The 17322-nt window shown below is 69.7% G+C and carries 13 protein-coding genes; 7 read left to right on the top strand and 6 right to left on the bottom strand.

Annotated features, from left to right (window positions below):
- Positions 1–49: 49 nt before the first annotated feature.
- Positions 50–946, top strand: a complete 897-nt coding sequence (locus ACQPXM_RS38015) for a phosphotransferase family protein (RefSeq protein ID WP_432942825.1) — start codon at positions 50–52, stop codon at positions 944–946.
- 3 nt (positions 947–949) lie between these two features.
- Here ACQPXM_RS38015 and ACQPXM_RS38010 read toward each other — a convergent pair whose 3' ends face one another.
- On the bottom strand, positions 950–1933 hold the full coding sequence (locus ACQPXM_RS38010; protein ID WP_432942824.1) for a hypothetical protein: 984 nt from the start codon (positions 1931–1933) through the stop codon (positions 950–952).
- Between the two features lie 630 nt (positions 1934–2563).
- On the opposite strand from ACQPXM_RS38010, the gene tgmA reads away from it, so the two are divergent.
- From tgmA to tgmC, 3 genes are read left to right on the top strand one after another with little or no spacing between them, the layout of a single operon-like run.
- Entirely contained in the window at positions 2564–2815 is a 252-nt protein-coding gene (tgmA, locus tag ACQPXM_RS38005; RefSeq protein ID WP_432942823.1) for a putative ATP-grasp-modified RiPP, read from the top strand.
- 2 nt (positions 2816–2817) lie between these two features.
- On the top strand, positions 2818–3759 hold the full coding sequence (gene tgmB / locus ACQPXM_RS38000; protein ID WP_432942822.1) for an ATP-grasp ribosomal peptide maturase: 942 nt from the start codon (positions 2818–2820) through the stop codon (positions 3757–3759).
- A 19-nt stretch (positions 3760–3778) separates the two neighbouring features.
- Entirely contained in the window at positions 3779–4954 is a 1176-nt protein-coding gene (gene tgmC / locus ACQPXM_RS37995; RefSeq protein ID WP_432942821.1) for an ATP-grasp peptide maturase system methyltransferase, read from the top strand.
- An 11-nt stretch (positions 4955–4965) separates the two neighbouring features.
- On the opposite strand, the gene ACQPXM_RS37990 is transcribed toward tgmC, so the two are convergent.
- Genes ACQPXM_RS37990 through ACQPXM_RS37975 form a run of 4 tightly spaced genes read right to left on the bottom strand, consistent with a single transcriptional unit; the run spans position 4966 to position 8053 of the window.
- Positions 4966–6033 carry an ABC transporter ATP-binding protein gene (locus ACQPXM_RS37990; protein ID WP_432942820.1) on the bottom strand — a complete coding sequence of 356 codons (1068 nt, stop codon included), beginning with the start codon at positions 6031–6033 and terminating at the stop codon, positions 4966–4968.
- Positions 6030–6803 carry a molybdate ABC transporter permease subunit gene (gene modB, locus ACQPXM_RS37985; protein ID WP_432951168.1) on the bottom strand — a complete coding sequence of 258 codons (774 nt, stop codon included), beginning with the start codon at positions 6801–6803 and terminating at the stop codon, positions 6030–6032. Before modB ends, ACQPXM_RS37990 begins: the two co-directional genes overlap by 4 nt.
- Before the next feature lie 50 nt (positions 6804–6853).
- Positions 6854–7648: a molybdate ABC transporter substrate-binding protein gene (modA, locus tag ACQPXM_RS37980; protein WP_432942819.1), complete on the bottom strand. Its 795-nt coding sequence runs from the start codon at positions 7646–7648 to the stop codon at positions 6854–6856.
- A complete protein-coding gene (locus ACQPXM_RS37975; RefSeq protein WP_432942818.1) occupies positions 7649–8053 on the bottom strand; it encodes a TOBE domain-containing protein in 405 nt (134 codons plus the stop codon).
- Between the two features lie 74 nt (positions 8054–8127).
- Here ACQPXM_RS37975 and ACQPXM_RS37970 point away from each other — a divergent pair, with 74 nt between their 5' ends.
- The 3 genes from ACQPXM_RS37970 (at position 8128) to ACQPXM_RS37960 (ending at position 14595) form a co-directional block, all read left to right on the top strand.
- Positions 8128–10110, top strand: coding sequence for an acyl-CoA dehydrogenase family protein (locus ACQPXM_RS37970; protein WP_432942817.1), 1983 nt, complete (start codon positions 8128–8130; stop codon positions 10108–10110).
- Positions 10103–10714 carry a hypothetical protein gene (locus ACQPXM_RS37965; protein ID WP_077018888.1) on the top strand — a complete coding sequence of 204 codons (612 nt, stop codon included), beginning with the start codon at positions 10103–10105 and terminating at the stop codon, positions 10712–10714. The genes ACQPXM_RS37970 and ACQPXM_RS37965 overlap by 8 nt, the downstream gene beginning before the upstream one ends.
- 620 nt (positions 10715–11334) lie before the next feature.
- Positions 11335–14595: a phosphodiester glycosidase family protein gene (locus tag ACQPXM_RS37960; protein ID WP_432942816.1), complete on the top strand. Its 3261-nt coding sequence runs from the start codon at positions 11335–11337 to the stop codon at positions 14593–14595.
- A 69-nt stretch (positions 14596–14664) separates the two neighbouring features.
- Here the strand turns inward: ACQPXM_RS37960 and ACQPXM_RS37955 are convergent, their stop codons facing one another.
- Positions 14665–17154, bottom strand: coding sequence for a bifunctional FO biosynthesis protein CofGH (locus tag ACQPXM_RS37955; protein ID WP_432951166.1), 2490 nt, complete (start codon positions 17152–17154; stop codon positions 14665–14667).
- Between the last annotated feature and the right edge of the window lie 168 nt (positions 17155–17322).

Raw genomic sequence — 17322 nt, 5'->3', positions numbered from 1 at the left:
GCAGTGGGTACAGGCGGACAGCATCTGAGCTCGATGACACACTTCGGACATGGGTGACCAGGTGCTCGAGCAAGCGGCCGCCCTCGCGGCTCTCCAGGCAATCACTCCGGGGTTCGGCCTCGACAGCTCGGCGGCCGAGCTGATGGGTCCGGTCGCCGACAACGCCGTCTTCCGGCTGCCGGGGCAGATCGTCGCCCGGGTCACGGCGTCCGCGGACGCGGACCGGGCCAGGCGGGAGGTGGCTGCCGGGCGATGGCTCGCCGCGCAGGGACTGCCCGCAGTCAGGCCGGTGGAGTCGATCGAGCAGCCGGTGATCGCCGCGGCGTACGTGGTGACTTTCTGGCATGAGGTGCCCGAGGCGGTCATGGCCAGTACGGCGGAGCTCGGCGCGTTGCTGCGGCAGCTCCACGATCTGCCGTTGCCCAATGACTTCGAGATCCCACCGCTCGACCCGTTCGTCCGCCTGGATGAACACCTCACCGCGGCGGGAACCGAACTGACCCAGGAGGATCGCACCTTCCTCGCCCACCGACTCCTTCGGCTCCGCGACGACTACACAAAGGTGACCATTGACTCGGTCTCCCGCGTGATCCACGGCGACGCCAACCGCAAAAACGCCATCCGCGGCGCCGACGGTGTGGCCGTCCTGCTCGATCTCGAACGCTTCAGCGTCGGCCCGCCCGAATGGGACCTGGTCGTCCCTGCTGTGTACCAACGACTCGGCTGGTACTCCGACGCCGAGTACGACGCTTTCGTCGAGGCATACGGCCGGGATGTCCGGCACTGGACCGGATTCGGGGTGTTCGCTGCCCTGAGGGAGTTCCGCATGACCGTCTGGCTCCTCAGCCGCCTCGCCCGCGAGCCTCGCCTCCGGGCAGAGGCAGAACGACGCATCCACTCCCTCCGCCACCCGGCCACGTCCAGAAGTTGGACGCCGGGCGCCTGACGCTCAGGCGACCGGAGCCAGAATCGTGCGAGCGCGTTCCCTGAACTCGCCGATCGACCTCTGAGCCCCGAAGGCGTCCAGCCGCCGATCGAAGACCCGGACGTACCGGCGAACCCGCGCCGACTTGATCCGGCCGGCCGCGGCCAACGCCTCACTGGCGGTGGCACAGGCCTTCGGAACCTCACCCGCGTCGAGGTAGGAAGTGGCGAGCGAGATGCGGCAGAACGTGCGGCTTCGCGGGTGCATCTCAGGATCCTCACCAAGAGCGAGAATCGCGTGCCGCTCGGCTTCACGCGGCGCCCGCAACGCCGTGAAGCAATGGGTCAGTTCGTCCTGCAGTTCGGCGTGGTCGAAGTACCCGATCCAGTCCGGCTCGTCCGCCTCCGTAGACTTGGCGAAGTCGGTTTCGGCCGCCTTCATCATCCGAAGACAGCTGCGTCTGTCACCGAGGCTCGCCAGCCCGCGGGCCTGCATCGCGGCGTACATCGCCCGGACCCGCGGGGTGGCCGAAGTGCTAGCGCCCAGTGCCGCCGCTCTCGCGAAGTCCACAGCTTCCTGATACTCCCCGAGGAAGTTCGCCTGATGACTCATCAGAGCCAGCACCTTCCCTCCGAGCGGCCGATCACCGGACACATGCGCCAGGTCGAGTGCCTGGACGAAGTACCGGCGGGCCAAGCCGTGCAGTCCGACGTCGTAAGCCATCGCTCCGGTCTTGTAGGTGAACTGCGCAGCGACCGAGAACAGTTGGCGCCCGGTCACGTCGGTGTAGCTCGCGTGAAGAAGCGGGGTCACGGCGTCGGTGAGGTACTGGACCGCGGCCGTGCGGGCATGCCCACCACCGAACTGGTGATCGAGCCGCTCGAAGAGGTGGAGCGTCGCGCGTACCGCCTCGACGTCGTCCGAACCGACCCGCCCGGTGCTGCCGCTTCGGTACGGCGGGTCGGTGGGTGGCGCCAGCAACCACCGCGCCATGGCGGTGGTGAGCATGCCGCCGGTGACTGTGGCCCGAAGGAAGTCGGAGCGTTTCAAGTCTTCCGTCCAGAGCGTACGTGTGGTCGACACCGCCGCGTCCCGAGAACCCGAGAAGCTCAGTGCCAGCGTCAACGGCGGGCCGTCGGTGAATCCCAGTTCACCGGCCGTCAACGCCCGGCTCAGGCGGCGACCGAGCGCCTCCGAGACCAGAGCAGGTTTCTGACCCCGGGGGATCATCCCTTTCAGCCAACGGCCGACATCCACGTGGTCGCAGCGCACATCGGTCAGCCCGCGGGCCGCGCCAAGCTCGCGAACGTCTCTGGCCAGAGCGCTCCTCGAACAGCCGGCCTCAGCCATCACCGCGGCGAACAACTCGTTGGGCGAATTCATGCACCTCTCCGCGTACCAGGATCGTCTACTCACAGTAGCCGGACGACGCCTCCCGATGCAGCCGTGGCGGCGACGACTTCAGCGTGGAGTGCACGGGTTCTGCACGGATCGATGCCGACTGCACGGTCTTTGCACCTGACCGTGGATCGGGGCCGGCGGTTGACTGAGCTGTGTCCTCCTCGATCGGCGGGGCCGGCGTTGTGAACAGCCCTGCAACCGGCGCCGGCCCCGCCCACCACGAAAGGGTCAGCTGTCATGCAGCCTGTACGTGTCGCCCGCCCCTGGGGACTCACCCGGATGCGTCCGTTCGTGTCCACCGGCCGGTTGATCCCGGCGGGTTACGCCGTCGATCCGCAGACCCAGTTGGGGATCTACTTCGACGCCACCGGTGAGATCGTCGCCGGACCGAAGCATGGTTCGATCCGCAACACTCGTACGCCGCGGATGACCAATCTCGACGGGCGTCAGACCCAGGACGGCACCGATCCCGACGCCGAACGGGACTGAACATGCTGCGTGACACGGTGCTGGTCGTCACCGGCGAAGACACCACCGCGGACCTGGTCATCGGCGAGCTCAACGAGCGCCGGGTGCCCGTGGTGCGTTTCGATCTCGCCGACCTACCGCGGTCAGTGGCGTTGACGGCGCACTTCGGCCGTCCGCCGGTTGGTGGATCGTTGCGAACAGGGTCCCGCGAAGCCGACTTGTCAGCTGTTCGAGCCGTCTACTACCGGCGTCCGTCCTTGCCGCGATTCGAGGAACTCAGTCCCCAGGATGCGCTGTTTTCGAAGGACCAGGTCAGATTCGGTCTGGGTGGTGTGCTGGCCGCGTTGCCCGGCTGCCGCCAGGTCAATCACCCACGTCGGCAGATGGCGGCGGAGTACAAGCCGGCACAGCTGGCGGCGGCCTCGGAGTTGGGTTTCGCGGTACCGCCGACCGTGGTGACGAACCGTCTCGACGACGCACGGCAGTTCGTCGAGGAACAAGGTGTCGCGGTGTACAAGCCTTTGTGGTCGAGCGACTACCAGGAGGGCGAAGAAGCGCGAACGATCTGGGTTCGCGCCGTCTCGGCGAGCGAGTTGGACGAGTCCCTCGCGACGACGCCGCACCTGTTCCAGGCACGCGTGGACAAAGCCGCCGACGTCCGGGTCACGGTGGTCGGACGAACCGTCTTCTGCGTACGGATCGACTCTCCGCTGACCGACTGGCGGGAGAACTACGACCTGATTCAGCGATACTCCGTGGTCGAGCCACCAGTTGGTCTGGCCGATCTGCTCACGAAGTACTTGGAGCGGTTCGGTCTGGCGTACGGGTGCTTCGACTTCGGCATCGACGCGCTCGACGGGACGTGGTGGTGGTACGAGTGCAATCCAGCCGGAGAGTGGGGCTGGATGGCGTCCGAAACAGGACTGCCGATTGCCAGTGCTTTTGCCGATCTGCTCGTAGCTTGAACAGGAGGAGCACTCACCTATGGAGGACACCGATTCGAGTCTCAAGCTTCGTGGGCAGCTGGCCGAGCGGCTGGCACGAACGGGAGACCTGCGAACTGCCGAGTGGCGTACCGCGCTGGAGCGCGTGCCCCGCGAGGTGTTCCTGAAGCAGTACTTTCGGCAGGTGGCCGCTTCGGGCGGATCCATCTGGGAGCCGGTGCTCGACGACGGCGCCGCCCCCGAAGGGCGACTCACGGAGATCTACGCCGACGACTCGCTCGTCACGCAACTCGATGGATCGATCCGGCCGGAGGACACTGCTGTCGCGGTCCCGGGGACGCCCACCTCGTCGGCCACGATGCCGAGTCTCGTCGTACGGATGTGGGAGAACCTGCCTGTCGACGACGGTTCAGCAGTGGCCGAAGTCGGCACCGGCACCGGATATTCCACGGCGCTTGCGTGCGAGCGGCTGGGGGCGGATCGGGTGACGTCGATCGATGTGGATCCGGTGGTTGTCTCGAATGCCAGGAGCGCACTGTCGCAGGTCGGATACTTCCCGAGGCTGGAAGTCGCTGACGGTCTGGATGGGCTGCCCGAGGGGCCTGGCCGGGGCTACGACCGCGTGATTGCTGCCTGCTCGCTGAGGCATGTGCCGCGACCGTGGATTTCGTCGACCAAGCCGGGCGGGAAGGTGTTGCTGACCCTGTCGGGTTGGCTCAGCGCGTTCGCACTTGCTCGTCTTGACGTCATGGGAAACGGCCGTGCCGAAGGATGGTTCCTGGACGACCCGGCATCGTTCATGCCGGCCCGACGCCACGCGCCCCCGGGAGTCGCGGAGATTCGGACCGGCCGGCCGGACGAGGTTGTGTCCGACGTCTCGATCTCGAGCGCGATCCTCGACGAACGGGTGGGACGGCTGCTCACGCAACTCTCGGTCCCGAACGTCCAGCAGGCGAGCGGGATGGACGACCAGGGACTACCGCTGATCTACCTCGTGGACAGCGTGAACGATGCCTACGCCGTCGTTTCGGTTGCCGAGGGCACCGTCGTACAGGGCGGGTCGGCAAGATTATGGGATGCCGTTGAAGGTGCGGTGAAAGCCTGGCGCGATGCTGGTTCGCCTGGTGTGGAGGCTTTGAAGATCACCGTCACACCCGACCGTCAGACCGTTGGGTTTGTGGATGCCCCTGATCTCTGGCTCCTGCCCGAGCACTGATTTGGGATCGCTCAGCTCGGGTACGTCTGGGTTTCGGTGGCTTTGAGGGTGGCCCAGAGGGGGTGGCCGGGGGTGAGGGCGAGTTCGGCGACGGCGGCGGGGGTGACGTCGGTGAGGAGGTCGGTGGGGGCGGGGGAGCCGGGGGCGGGGGAGAGGCGGACGCGGACCGTGTGGGCGTGTTGTTCGATGCCGGTGACCACTACCGGCCAGGTGTTGCGGGGGCTGCCGGTGGGGCGGTCGGGGTAGAGGCTGATGGCTGAGGGCGGGAAGGAGATGTGGACCGGACCGGTGGCGGGGGTGGCGATGGTGACCGTGCCGCCGGTGGTGAGGTGGACGGTGTGGCCGTCGGCGGTTCCTCGGTAGAGGTTGAGGCCTACGAGCTGGGCGACGTAGTCGGTGCGGGGGCGGTGGGCGACCTCGCTGGGTGAGCCTTCTTGAACGACCTGGCCGTGTTCGACGATGACGAGGCGGTCGGCCAGGACCATCGCGTCGAGGGGGTCGTGGGTGACCAGCAGCGTGCGGCCGGCGTAGCGGGACAGGTGCTGGCCGAGCTCGGCGCGGATGTGGAGGGTGGTGCCGGCGTCGAGGGCCGCGAGCGGTTCGTCCAAGAGCAGTACGTCGGGGTTGGTGGCGAGCGCTCGGGCCAGAGCGACGCGTTGGGCCTGGCCGCCGGACAGGGCGCGGGGGCGTGACCTGGCCTGGTCGGTCAGGCCGACAGTGTCGAGCCAGCGGGCGGCTTCGGTGCGGGCGACGCGTTTGTCGACGCCGCGGGCGCGCAGGCCGAACGCGACGTTCTCCAGCGCGCTCAGGTGGTTGAAGAGCAGATAGTCCTGGAAGACGACGCCGATCGGGCGCTGGTCGGCGGACAGGAACGTCCCGGGCGGCTCGTCCCAGACGGTCCCGTCCAGCGTGATCCGCCCGGCGTCGAGCGGAAGCAGCCCGGCCAGGGCGCGCAGGGCCGTGGTCTTGCCGGCGCCGTTCGGGCCGAGCACGGCGACGACCTCGCCGGGCTCGACGGTCAGGTCCAGTCGCAGCTCGAAGCCGGTACGGCGTACGTGCAGCTCGGCGTGCAGCGTCATCGCAGACCACTGATCCAGCGTTCGCGCAGACTCGCGAGCACGACGACCGACACGATCAGCAGCACCAGGCTCAGCACGACGGCCACCTCGGGATCGGTCTCCAGCGCCAGGTACACGGCCAGCGGCATCGTCGTCGTCCGGCCGGGGAAGTTGCCCGCGAACGTGATGGTCGCGCCGAACTCGCCGAGCGCGCGCGCCCAGCACAGGACCGCGCCGGCCACGATGCCCGGGGCGATCGACGGCAAGGTCACCCGGCGGAAGGTCAGCCATCGGCCGGCCCCGAGGGTCGCGGCGGCCTCCTCGTAGCGCGGATCGGCGGCCCGCAGCGCGCCCTCGACCGAGATCACCAGGAACGGCATCGCGACAAACGCCTCCGCGACGATCACGCCGGCCGTCGTGAACGGCAGGCTGAACCCGAACCACAGATCCAGCCGCTCACCGATCAGCCCCCGCCGGCCGAGCACGAGCAACAACGCGACCCCGCCGACCACCGGCGGAAGCACGAGCGGAACGGTGACCAGTGCGCGCAGCAGACCCCGACCAGGAAGCTCGGAGCGAGCGAGCAGCCAGGCCAGCGGGATGCCGAGGAACAGGCAGACGACCGTCGCGACGCTGGCGCAGAGCAACGACAGGCGCAACGCCTGACCGACCTCGGCACTGAAGAGCCGGGACGGCAACGTCGACCACGGCGCTTCGGCAAGCAATCCGGCCAGGGGGACGAGCAGGAACGCGAGCCCGAGCAGAGCGGGCAGCAGCAGGACCAACGGCAGCCGGCCGCCTGTCCTTCGCCTGCCGCCCGTCCTCGCGCGGGCTCGCGCACTCACGGCGCTTCGAAGCCCGCGTCGGTCAGGACCTTCCGGCCCTGCTCCGACAGCACGAAGTCGACGAAGGCCTTGGCGCCGTCGGCGTTCGGTGCCTTGGTCAGCGTGGCGATCGGGTAGTCGTTGACCGCCTGCGTGGCTTCGGGGAAGTCGATGCCCTCGACCTTGTCCGCGGCTGCCAGTACGTCGGTCCGGTAGACCAGCGCGGCGTCGACCTCGCCCAGGCTCACCTTGGTCAGCGCGGCCTTGACGTCCTGTTCAAGGGTGTCGGGCTGCGGTGTCAGCTTCGCCGCCGCGAACACCTTCTGGGCGGCCGCGCCGCACGGCACCTGCTCGGCGCAGAGCGCGATCTTGCGGTCGGCGTCGGTGAAGTCGGCCAGCCCGGTGACCTTGCCCGGATTGCCCTTCGGGACCGCGATCTCGAGCTTGTTCCGCGCGAACGTCGTCGCGGTGCCCTTCTCGGTCACCTGGTCCAGGTTCTTCGGCGCGGCCGAGGCGAAGACGTCGGCCGGTGCGCCCTGGTTGATCTGCTGCGCGAGCGCCGAGCTGCCGCCGAAGTTGAAGACCACCTTGACGCCGGGGTGGGCCGCCTCGAAGTCCTTGCCGAGCTGGGTGAAGCTGCCGGTCAGCGAGGCCGCGGCGAACACGTTCACGGTGCCGGACACCGAGGCGCCGCCGCTGGCCGAGCCGGCCTGGGAGTCGGAGCCGCAGGCGGCGAGCCCGAGGGCCGCGACCGCGACCAGCCCGGCGGCGACAGTACGGCGTACGGCCGCTGCGCTGGTACGACGCGACATCTAGCCCTCCGGGATCTCGACGACGACATGGGTGGACTTGATCGAGGCGACCGCGACGACGCCCGGCTCCAGGCCGAGCTCGTCGGCGGCCTCGCGACTCATCAGCGAGACGACCCGGAACGGCCCGGCCTGCAGCTCGACCTGGGCCATCACGCCGTCCTTGACGACCCGGGTGACGATGCCGCGCATCCGGTTGCGCGCCGAGGCGGCCGTTGTCGTCCCGGCCTCCGGCGAGTCCGCGAGCTCCTGGGCGAACGCGGCCAGCGCGCGCCCGTCGACCGCCATCCGGCCGCCCTGCTCGGTGGCCGGCAGCCGCTTGTTGTCGATCCAGCGCCGGACGGTGTCGTCACTGACCCCGAGCAGCGCGGCGGCCTCACTGATCCGCAAATTCGGCATGCCTGCCATTCTAGAGCCGCAGATGCGGTAACTCACTCCCGATTTTCCTGAGCTTTCGGCAACCCTCGGCATAGGTTGGACCCATGACCGGGCTGCGCGAGTACTTGGACGGGCCGCACAAGGCCGCACGCGACGTCGTACGGGACGGGCTGGCGAGCCACGCTTCCCTGCTGGACGCCGGACTCCGGCTGTCGCGCGACGAGTACCGCGACCAGGTGCTGGCCACGCTCAAGGAGATCGCCGCCGAGGGACACCCGTCGCGCGGCTTCCCGAAGGAGTACGGCGGCCAGGGCGATCTGGGCGGGTTCATCGCCGGCTTCGAGACGCTCGCGTACGGCGACCTGTCGCTGATGGTGAAGGCGGGCGTCCAGTTCGGCCTGTTCGCCGGCGCGATCCTGCACCTGGGGACCGAGAAGCACCACGACCGTTACTTGTCCGACGCGCTCACCGGCGACCTGCTCGGCTGCTTCGCGATGACCGAGACCGGCCACGGCTCGAACGTCCAGGCGCTGGAGACCACCGCGACGTACGACGCGGAGACCGGTGAGTTCGTCGTGCACACGCCGACCCCGTCGGCGCGCAAGGACTACATCGGCAACGCGGCCCGGCACGGCAAGCTGGCGGCGGTGTTCGCCCAGCTGGTCGTCGGCGGCCGGACGCACGGGGTGCACTGCCTGCTGGTGCCGATCCGCTCCGACGACGGCGAACCGTTGCCCGGGGTCACGATCAGCGACTGCGGTCCCAAGCTCGGGCTGAACGGCGTGGACAACGGGCGGATCGTGTTCGACCAGGTCCGGGTGCCGCGCGAGGCGCTGCTCGACCGATACGCGCAGGTGGATGCCGATGGCACCTACCGCAGCGAGATCGAGAACCCGGACCGGCGGTTCTTCACGATGCTCGGCACGCTGGTCCAGGGCCGGGTGTCGGTCGGCGGCGCCGCGATCAACGCGAGCAAGGTCGCGTTGACGATCGCGATCCGGTACGCCGACGGCCGGCGGCAGTTCGGCGCGCCGGGAAGCGCGGAGGAGGCGCTGCTGCTCGACTACCGGATGCACCAGCGCCGGCTGCTGCCGCTGCTGGCCCGGACCTACGCGCTGCACTTCGCGCAGGCCGAGCTGGTCGACGAGTTCGCGCGGATCTTCGGCGCCGACGAGACCGATGCCGTCCGCGGCCGGACCGGAGACACCGCGGACGGCGAGAACGGCCGGGTCGGGCCGGGCGAGCACGACCGCCGCGCGCTGGAGGCGCAGGCCGCCGGGACGAAGGCGCTCGGGACCTGGCACGCGACCGAGACGATCCAGATGTGCCGCGAGGCGTGCGGTGGCGCGGGCTACCTGTCCGAGAACCGCCTGTCCGCGCTCAAGGCCGACACCGACGTGTTCACCACGTTCGAGGGTGACAACACGGTCCTGCTGCAGCTGGTCGCGAAGGGACTGCTGACCGACTACCGCGAGTCCTTCGGCAAGCTCGACCCGCTCGGCACCGCCCGGTTCATCGCTGGGCAGGCGGTCGAGATCGCGGTGGAGAAGACCGCCCTGCGGATGCTGGTCGAGCGGCTGCGGGACGTCGTACCGAACCGGTCGGACTCCGCCGATCCGGACGCCGGGCTGCGGGACGACGACTACCACTCCGGGCTGCTGCAGTTCCGCGAGCAGCACATGCTGGCCGGGGTCGCGCGCCGGCTGCGGGCCGGCATCGACGCCGGGGACGAGGCGTTCGAGGTGTTCAACCGGTGCCAGGACCACGTGATCGCGGCCGGCCGGGCGCACGTCGAGCGGGTCGTGCTGGAGGCGTTCCAGCACGCCGTACGGGCTGCGCCGGAGGGGGAGGTGCGGGACCGGCTGAAGGAGCTGTACGACCTGCACGCGCTGTCCACGATCGAGAACGACCGGGCCTGGTTCATGGAGCACGGCCGGCTGTCCGGGCCGCGCTCGAAGGCGATCACCGCGCTGGTGAACGAGCTGTGCGGGCGGATCCGGACGTACGCGACCGACCTGGTCGACGCGTTCGGCGTACCGGGCGCGGCGGTCGAGGTGCCGATGGTTGTACGGTCGCAGCATGAGTGAGCCGCTTGAGCCCGCCTCCGCCGCCGAGGCCGCCCGCGAACTGGCCAAGGTGCTGCTGGCCCAGGCCGACGCCCTCGACCTGCACGACCTCCGGGCGACGACGGCGATCGAGAACGTCCGCGTGCAGGCCCGGGTGCTGGCCGAGGCGGTGCACGAGCGCGGCTGGGGCGACATCTTCCTGGGCATCGACTCCTACGACCCCGACGAGCTGGACGACGTGCCGCTCGGGCCGGACGACTTCGACGACCCGGCCGACTACCGCGAGCTGGTCGAGGGCGTCGCGGACCTGGACGAGCCGCTGGTCCCGGAGAACGGGCTGCGGCTGAGCTACCAGGCCCGCTACGACTTCGTGGTGACCGACCCGGAGGCGTTTGTCGCCTACGTGCGCAGCCGGGCCGACGAGGCGCAGAACGACGACGTGATCGACGACATCGAGGACGCCCGGTCGGCGTTCGAGCTGCTCGGCTACCTCGACGGGCTCGGCTCCAAGGACTACGACACGGTCGGCCTGAGCCCGGCCGGCGGTGAGGAATCCCACAAGGTGGTCGAGTTCTCGCTGTGGGACATGGACCCGACGCGGCGCGACGACACCTACCCGTACTGAGCTCAACCGCCTTGCTGGGCGGGGATCCCGCCCAGTCAGGTCATCAAGCACACAAGCTTTTTACTTGTTGCGACAGGCAACATCTGCACGCTCGGTGACTGGATGTATACAGTCTGTCGCCTTCTGAAAAGCCAATGCAAATGTTTGATCCGGGGGATGGTCCCGCTCCGGGCTCGCGTGACAACGTTCAGTTGTCGGCGACGGACGGGTCGCCGGCACAGGCTCTTGGTGGAACCCGCGAACTCCCGTCCGCGACCGGAACTGTACCTCCCCTGCCGGCCGCGGAACGAGAACTCGGTCCACCATCCTTCGGGCCGACCGCCCTCTCGGGGCACAGATATACGCCGGTCGTGCCGCACAGGGCGCCGGTCGCCAGTGAGGTGGTGACCGACGCCCGGCACGGCCGGCGTTTTCTTGTCCCGGTGGTACCGGTGCGACTGGGGACCGATACCACCGGGGCAAGGCCCTGCGTGAGCGCGCCGTCACAAGTGAACGGCGACGCCTGCCGAATTCGGTGATCGTTCACCGCCGGCCTCTGGTGTAAGTAGGTTTCGGATTGTTGACTGATCCGGTCAATCGTTCACGACCGGAGGTCCGTTGTGCCTGCCCTGTCCCGTCTGGTGGCCGTGCCGATAGCGCTCGCGCTGGCCACCCCGGCGCTGCTGCTCCCGGCGTCCGCCGTCCCCGCGGCCGATCCCACCGCCGCGCCCACCCAGCTGCAAACCTACGAACGCACCCGTCCGGTGGCGCCCGGAGTGACCGCCGGATCGTTGGAGACGTTCGACGATCGCGGCTGGCAGCAGGGCAACACGTTGTCGGTCGACCTGACCAAGGGCGCGCGGATCGACTACCTGTCGTCCGGCAAGGTCAGCGCCACCAAGCCGATCGACCAGCAGGCGAACGAGGCCGGCGCGGTCGCCGCGGTCAACGCCGACTTCTTCGACATCAACAACTCCGGCGCTCCGCTCGGCCCGGCCGTCGCGAACGGTCAGCTGGTGAAGTCGCAGTCCGAGGATCCCTACACCGCGGTCGCTTTCGACCCGCAGGGAGTCGGCCGCGTCCTCGAGGTGCTGTTCGACGGGACCGCGGGTCCGTATCAGCTGGACCGGCTGAACAGCCCGGTGATCCGCAAGGACGAGATCGGCGCCTTCACCAGCCTGTGGGGCAGCTACTCACGTGCGCACGCGGTCGCCGACGCGACGAAGGTCGCCGAGGTCGCCGTCGCCGGTGACCTCGTGACGGCGGTCGGAACCACCGCCGGCACCGGCGACATCCCTGCCGGTACGACGATCCTGGTCGGCCGCGAAGCGGGTGCGGACGAGCTCGGCCGGCTGAAGGTCGGCGACCGGGTCCCGGTCTCGTTCACGCCGCGGACGTCGGACGGCAGCACGGTCCGGACCGCGGTCGGCGTGCACACGCTGCTCGTGAAGGACGGCAAGCCGCAGCCGGTCGACGACGTGACGTACGCCGGCCGGACCGGCTTGGGCTTCTCGGCCGACGGCAAGAAGATGGTTGTCGTCAGCATCGACAGCAACCGGCTGACGCACAGCCGTGGCGCGACGCTGGCCGAGATGGGCAAGATCCTGGCCGCCCGCGGCGCGTACGTCGGCGTCGAGCTGGACGGTGGTGGCTCGACGACGATGGTCAGCCGCCGGCCCGGTACGACGAAGGTCCAGGTGGACAACGTTCCCGGCGACGGAGTCGTCCGGCCGGTGCCGAACGGCCTGGCCGTGATGGCGCCCAAGGGCAGCGGCAAGGTCCACGGCCTGTGGGTCGAGACGGCCGCCGACGGGCGGACCGCACCGGGCGACGCCCCGGTACCTGGTGGACGTCCGGATCGCGTTTTCGCCGGCACCACCCGCACCCTGACCGCCACGCCGTACGACGAGGTGTACGGCGCGGTGAAGCAGGCGCCGAAGATCAACTGGTCCGCCTCGCACGGATCGATCCGGGACGGCGTGTTCCGGGCCTCGATGCCGGGCCGGGCGACGGTACGCGCGACAACCTCCGGCGGGCGAGGCAGTACTGACCTGGAGGTCCTCGGGCCGGTGCAGCGGGTGGCCCCGACGAGCGCGACGCTGAACCTCACCACCACCGGGACCTTCGGGCTGGTCGGATTCGATGCCTACGGCAACTCCGCGCCGGTCGAGCCGGCCGACGTCCGGCTGTCGTACGACCAGAGCCTGCTGCAGGTCGAGCCGACCGCTGACGGCCGGTTCGAGCTGACCCCGCGCAAGGAGTCCGGCGCCGCCGTGATCACCGCCCGGATCGGTGGGATCGAGACGTCGGTCGCGGTCTCGGTCGGGGTCGAGAAGCGGGTGCTCGACACCTTCGACACTGCCGAGCAGTGGCGGGCCGGGTCGGCCCGCGCCGCCGTGTCGGTGAGCAAGGTGGCCGAGGGCGAGAACGGTGCTGGGCTCAAGCTGAGCTACGACTTCAGCCAGTCGGCGCTGACCCGGAACGCGATCGCGATCGCGCCGCAGCCACTCGGCGGCACCGAGCAGGCCCGGGCCTTCGGAGTCTCGGTGTTCGGGCACGGCAAGGGCGAGTGGACCGCGTTCGGCGTCGTCGACGCGACCGGCCGGTCGTCAACGATCTATGGCCCGTACGCCACTTGGAACGGCTGGCAGGCCGTCGAGCTCGCCGTCCCCGAGGGACTCGCGCAGCCCGTCCGGCTGACCCGGATCTACACCCTGGAGACGAAGGCCGCGGCCCAGTACGCCGGTGAGGTCGTGCTCGACAATGTCTACGTCAAGGCCGCGCCGCAGGTGACGGCCCCGGCCGCGCCGCCGGTCCGCGACGGGCTGGTGCAGACCGCCCGGTCGGTGGACGGCCGGGACTGGCGGTTCGCGGTGATGTCCGACGCGCAGTTCGTCGCCCGGGACCCGAACTCGTCGCTGGTTCAGGCGGCCCGCCGGACCCTGCGCGAGATCAAGGCAGCCAAGCCGGACTTCTTCGTGATCGCCGGCGACTTCGTCGACGAGGCCACCGAGGCCGACTTCCAGCTGGCCAAGCGAATCCTCGACGAGGAGATCGGCACCTCGGTGCCGTACTACTACGTGCCCGGCAACCACGAGGTGATGGGCTCGGCGATCAGCAACTTCACGAAGTACTTCGGTGCGACGCAGCGCGTGTTCGACCACCAGGGCACGCGGTTCATCACCTTGAACACGGCCAGCGGAACGCTGCGCGGAGGCGGGTTCGACCAGGTGGCGATGCTGCGGACGGCGCTGGACGAGGCCGCGAAGGACCGCCGGATCGGTTCGGTCGTGCTGATCGAGCACCACCCGCCGCGCGACCCCACGCCGGCCAAGAACAGCCAGCTCGGTGACCGGCACGAGGCGGCGATGGTCGAGCGGTGGCTGGCCGACTTCCAGCACGACACCGGCAAGGGCGCCGCCTTCATCGGCGGGCACGTCGGAACGTTCCACGCCTCCCGGGTGGACGGCGTCCCGTACTTGGTGAACGGCAACTCCGGCAAGGCGCCGGCGACCGGGACCGACGACGGCGGCTTCACCGGCTGGTCCCTGCTCGGGGTCGACAAGGTGAGCGCCGGCGAGCAGGCGCAGGCCCGGTGGCGTCCGGACCGCGGCGGACCGAACTGGCTGTCCGCGCAGATCCGCCCGCACGTCGACGAGCTGACGGTCTCCGCCCCGGCGACGCTTCGCCGCGGCGCCACGGCCAAGGTCTCGGCGACGCTGACCCAGAGCGGCCGGACCGTCCCGGTCGCGTACCCGGTCAGCGCCGACTGGTCCACCAGCCACAACCTCCGGTACGACGCGGCCACCGGCACGCTCACCGCCACCGGGACCGGACCGGCCACGCTGTCGGTGAAGGTCAACGGGACGGTGAAGACGGTCGCGCTGCAGCTGACCCGCTGACCGGCGAACGAACGACGACGAGCGAGGCCGCCGGTGCGGGGCCTCGCTCGTCGTCGTGGTGCAGGTTGGTCAGGCCAGTTCGAGCTCGCCGAGCGGCCGCTGCGGGACCTCGCCGTACGTCGTGGTGCGCTGCCGGGCCGGACGGCCGGCGGCGGTGGCCATCGCGGTCAGCTCCTCGATCGACTTGCGGGAGCCGTGCTTGGAACCGGCCATCCGGCTGATCGTCTCCTCCATCAGCGTGCCGCCGATGTCGTTCACGCCGCCGTTGAGCACCGCGACGCAGCCGTCGGTGCCGAGCTTGACCCACGAGCACTGGATGTTGTCGATCCGGCCGTGCAGCATGATCCGCGCCATCGCGTGCACCGCGCGGTTCTCGTCGTACGTCGGGCCGGGGCGGGCGACGCCGGCCAGGTAGATCGGCGAGTTGGTGTGGATGAACGGCAGCAGCACGAACTCGGTGAACCCACCCGTTTGGTCCTGCACCGCCGCGATCGTGCGCAGGTGCTGGACCCAGTGGTGCGGCGAGTCGACGTGGCCGTACATCATCGTCGAGCTGGACGGCAGACCGACCTTGTGCGCGGTCGAGATGACCTCGATCCAGCTTGCCGTCGGCAACTTGCCCTTGGTCAGGATCCAGCGCACGTCGTCGTCCAGGATCTCCGCCGCGGTGCCGGGAATGCTGTCCAGCCCGGCCTCCTTGACCGAGATCAGGAACTCCTCGATCGACAGCCCGGTCCGGACCGAGCCGTTCACGATCTCCATCGGCGAGTAGGCGTGCACGTGCATCTCCGGCACCCGCTGCTTGACCGCCCGGACCAGGTCCGCGTACGCCGTACCGGGCAGGTCGGGGTGGATGCCGCCCTGCATGCAGACCTCGGTCGCGCCGATCACCCAGGCCTCCTCGGCCCGCTGGGCGACCTCGTCCATCGACAGCGAGTACGCGTCCGCGTCGGTCCGCCGCTGGGCGAACGCGCAGAACCGGCAGCCGGTGTAGCAGACGTTGGTGAAGTTGATGTTGCGGTTCACCACGTAGGTCACGTCGTCGCCGACCACGGCCTTGCGCAGGTCGTCGGCGATCTTCGCGAGCTGGTCCAGCGCCGGACCTGTTGCCGTCATCAACGTCAGCGCCTGGCTGTCGGACAGCCCGGCCGGGTCGCGCTCGGCGGCGGTGAGCGCTTCCTTCACGTCGCCGTCGATCCGCTCCGGAGCCTTTCGCTGGGCAACGTCCTCACGAAGGACGTCCCAGTCCCCGTACGCCGCGTCGAAGTCCGAGCGGGTCTCGGTCCGCCGTCCCTCGGTGTCGATCGCGGTGTGCAGGTCGGTCCGGCCGACCGAGTCCCAGCCGCCGTCCGGCTCCTGCCAGGGCAGGCCCTTCGGCATCGCGGCCTCGTTCGCCAAGCCGGTCGCCGGGTCGACCAGCGCCTCGACGTGCGAGATCAGCCGCGGGTCGAGCCAGGGCTCGCGCAGGTACTCCGGGTGGGCGGTCAGCCGCTCGCGCAGGGTGAAGCCGGCGTCGGCGGTCAGCTTGGCCAGATCGTCCAGGTGCGGCCACGGGCGCTCGGGGTTCACGTGGTCCGGAGTCAGCGGGGAGACGCCGCCGAAGTCGTCGATGCCGGCGGCCAGCAGCAGCTTCGCCTCGTCGAGGTCGACCAGGTTCGGCGGCGCCTGGACCCGGGCGCGCGGGCCGAGCACGACCCGGGTCACCGCGATCGCGGCGAGCCACTCGTCCAGCGGGACATCGGCGTCGTTGCGCATCGCGGTGTCGGGCTTCACCCGGAAGCCCTGGATGATGACCTCCTGGATCCCGCCGTACTGGCGGGCGATCCGGCGCAGCGCGAAGATCGAGTCGGCCCGCTCCTCGATCGTCTCGCCGATGCCGATCAGCAGGCCGGTGGTGAACGGCACGTTGGAGCGGCCGGCGTCCTCCAGCACCCGGAGCCGGACCGACGGGTCCTTGTCCGGTGAGCCGAAGTGCGGCTGGCCCTTCTCCTCGAACAGCCGGCGCGCGGTGGTCTCCAGCATCATGCCCATGCTCGGCGCCACCGGCTTCAGCCGCTGCAGGTCCTGCCAGGACATCACGCCCGGGTTCAGGTGCGGGAGCAGACCGGTCTCCTCGAGCACCCGGACCGCCATCGCCCGGACATAGTCGAGCGTGCTGTCGTAGCCGGCCTCGTCGAGCCACTGCCTGGCGGCGTCCCAGCGGTCCTCCGGCGCGTCGCCGAGCGTGAACAGCGCCTCCTTGCAGCCCAGGGCCGCACCCTGCCGGGCGATCTCCAGCACCTCGTCCGGACTCAGGTACGGCGACTCGACGCGGCCCGGGGTGGTCGCGAACGTGCAGTAGTGGCACCGGTCGCGGCACAGCCGGGTGAGCGGGATGAAGACCTTCTTGGAGTACGTGACGATCCCGCTGCGACCGGCGTCCTCGAGGCCCTGGTCACGGACCCGGGCGGCGGTCGCCATCAGGGTCTCCAGCGCCTCGCCGGAGGCGGTCAGCAGGACCTCCGCCTCGGCCTGGTCCAGGGTCTTGCCGTCGTTCGCGCGCTTGAGCGCTCGGCGCATCGCCGTACTGAGAGTCGAGGTCACGGAATCCGAGCCTAGGCGCTGAAACCGGCTCGATCTGCCGAAATCCGGGGGCAAAAACAATCAGTACGTCTGTCCTGGTAGTTTGCCGTTTGTGCAGGTCAGCAAGGGTGTGGAGGGGAACAACCGACGCCGCGGGCGCCGAGG

It is taken from the genome of Kribbella sp. CA-253562, from assembly GCF_050942265.1.
Classification (GTDB): domain Bacteria; phylum Actinomycetota; class Actinomycetes; order Propionibacteriales; family Kribbellaceae; genus Kribbella.
This window is presented reverse-complemented; position numbering and strand designations above follow the sequence as displayed.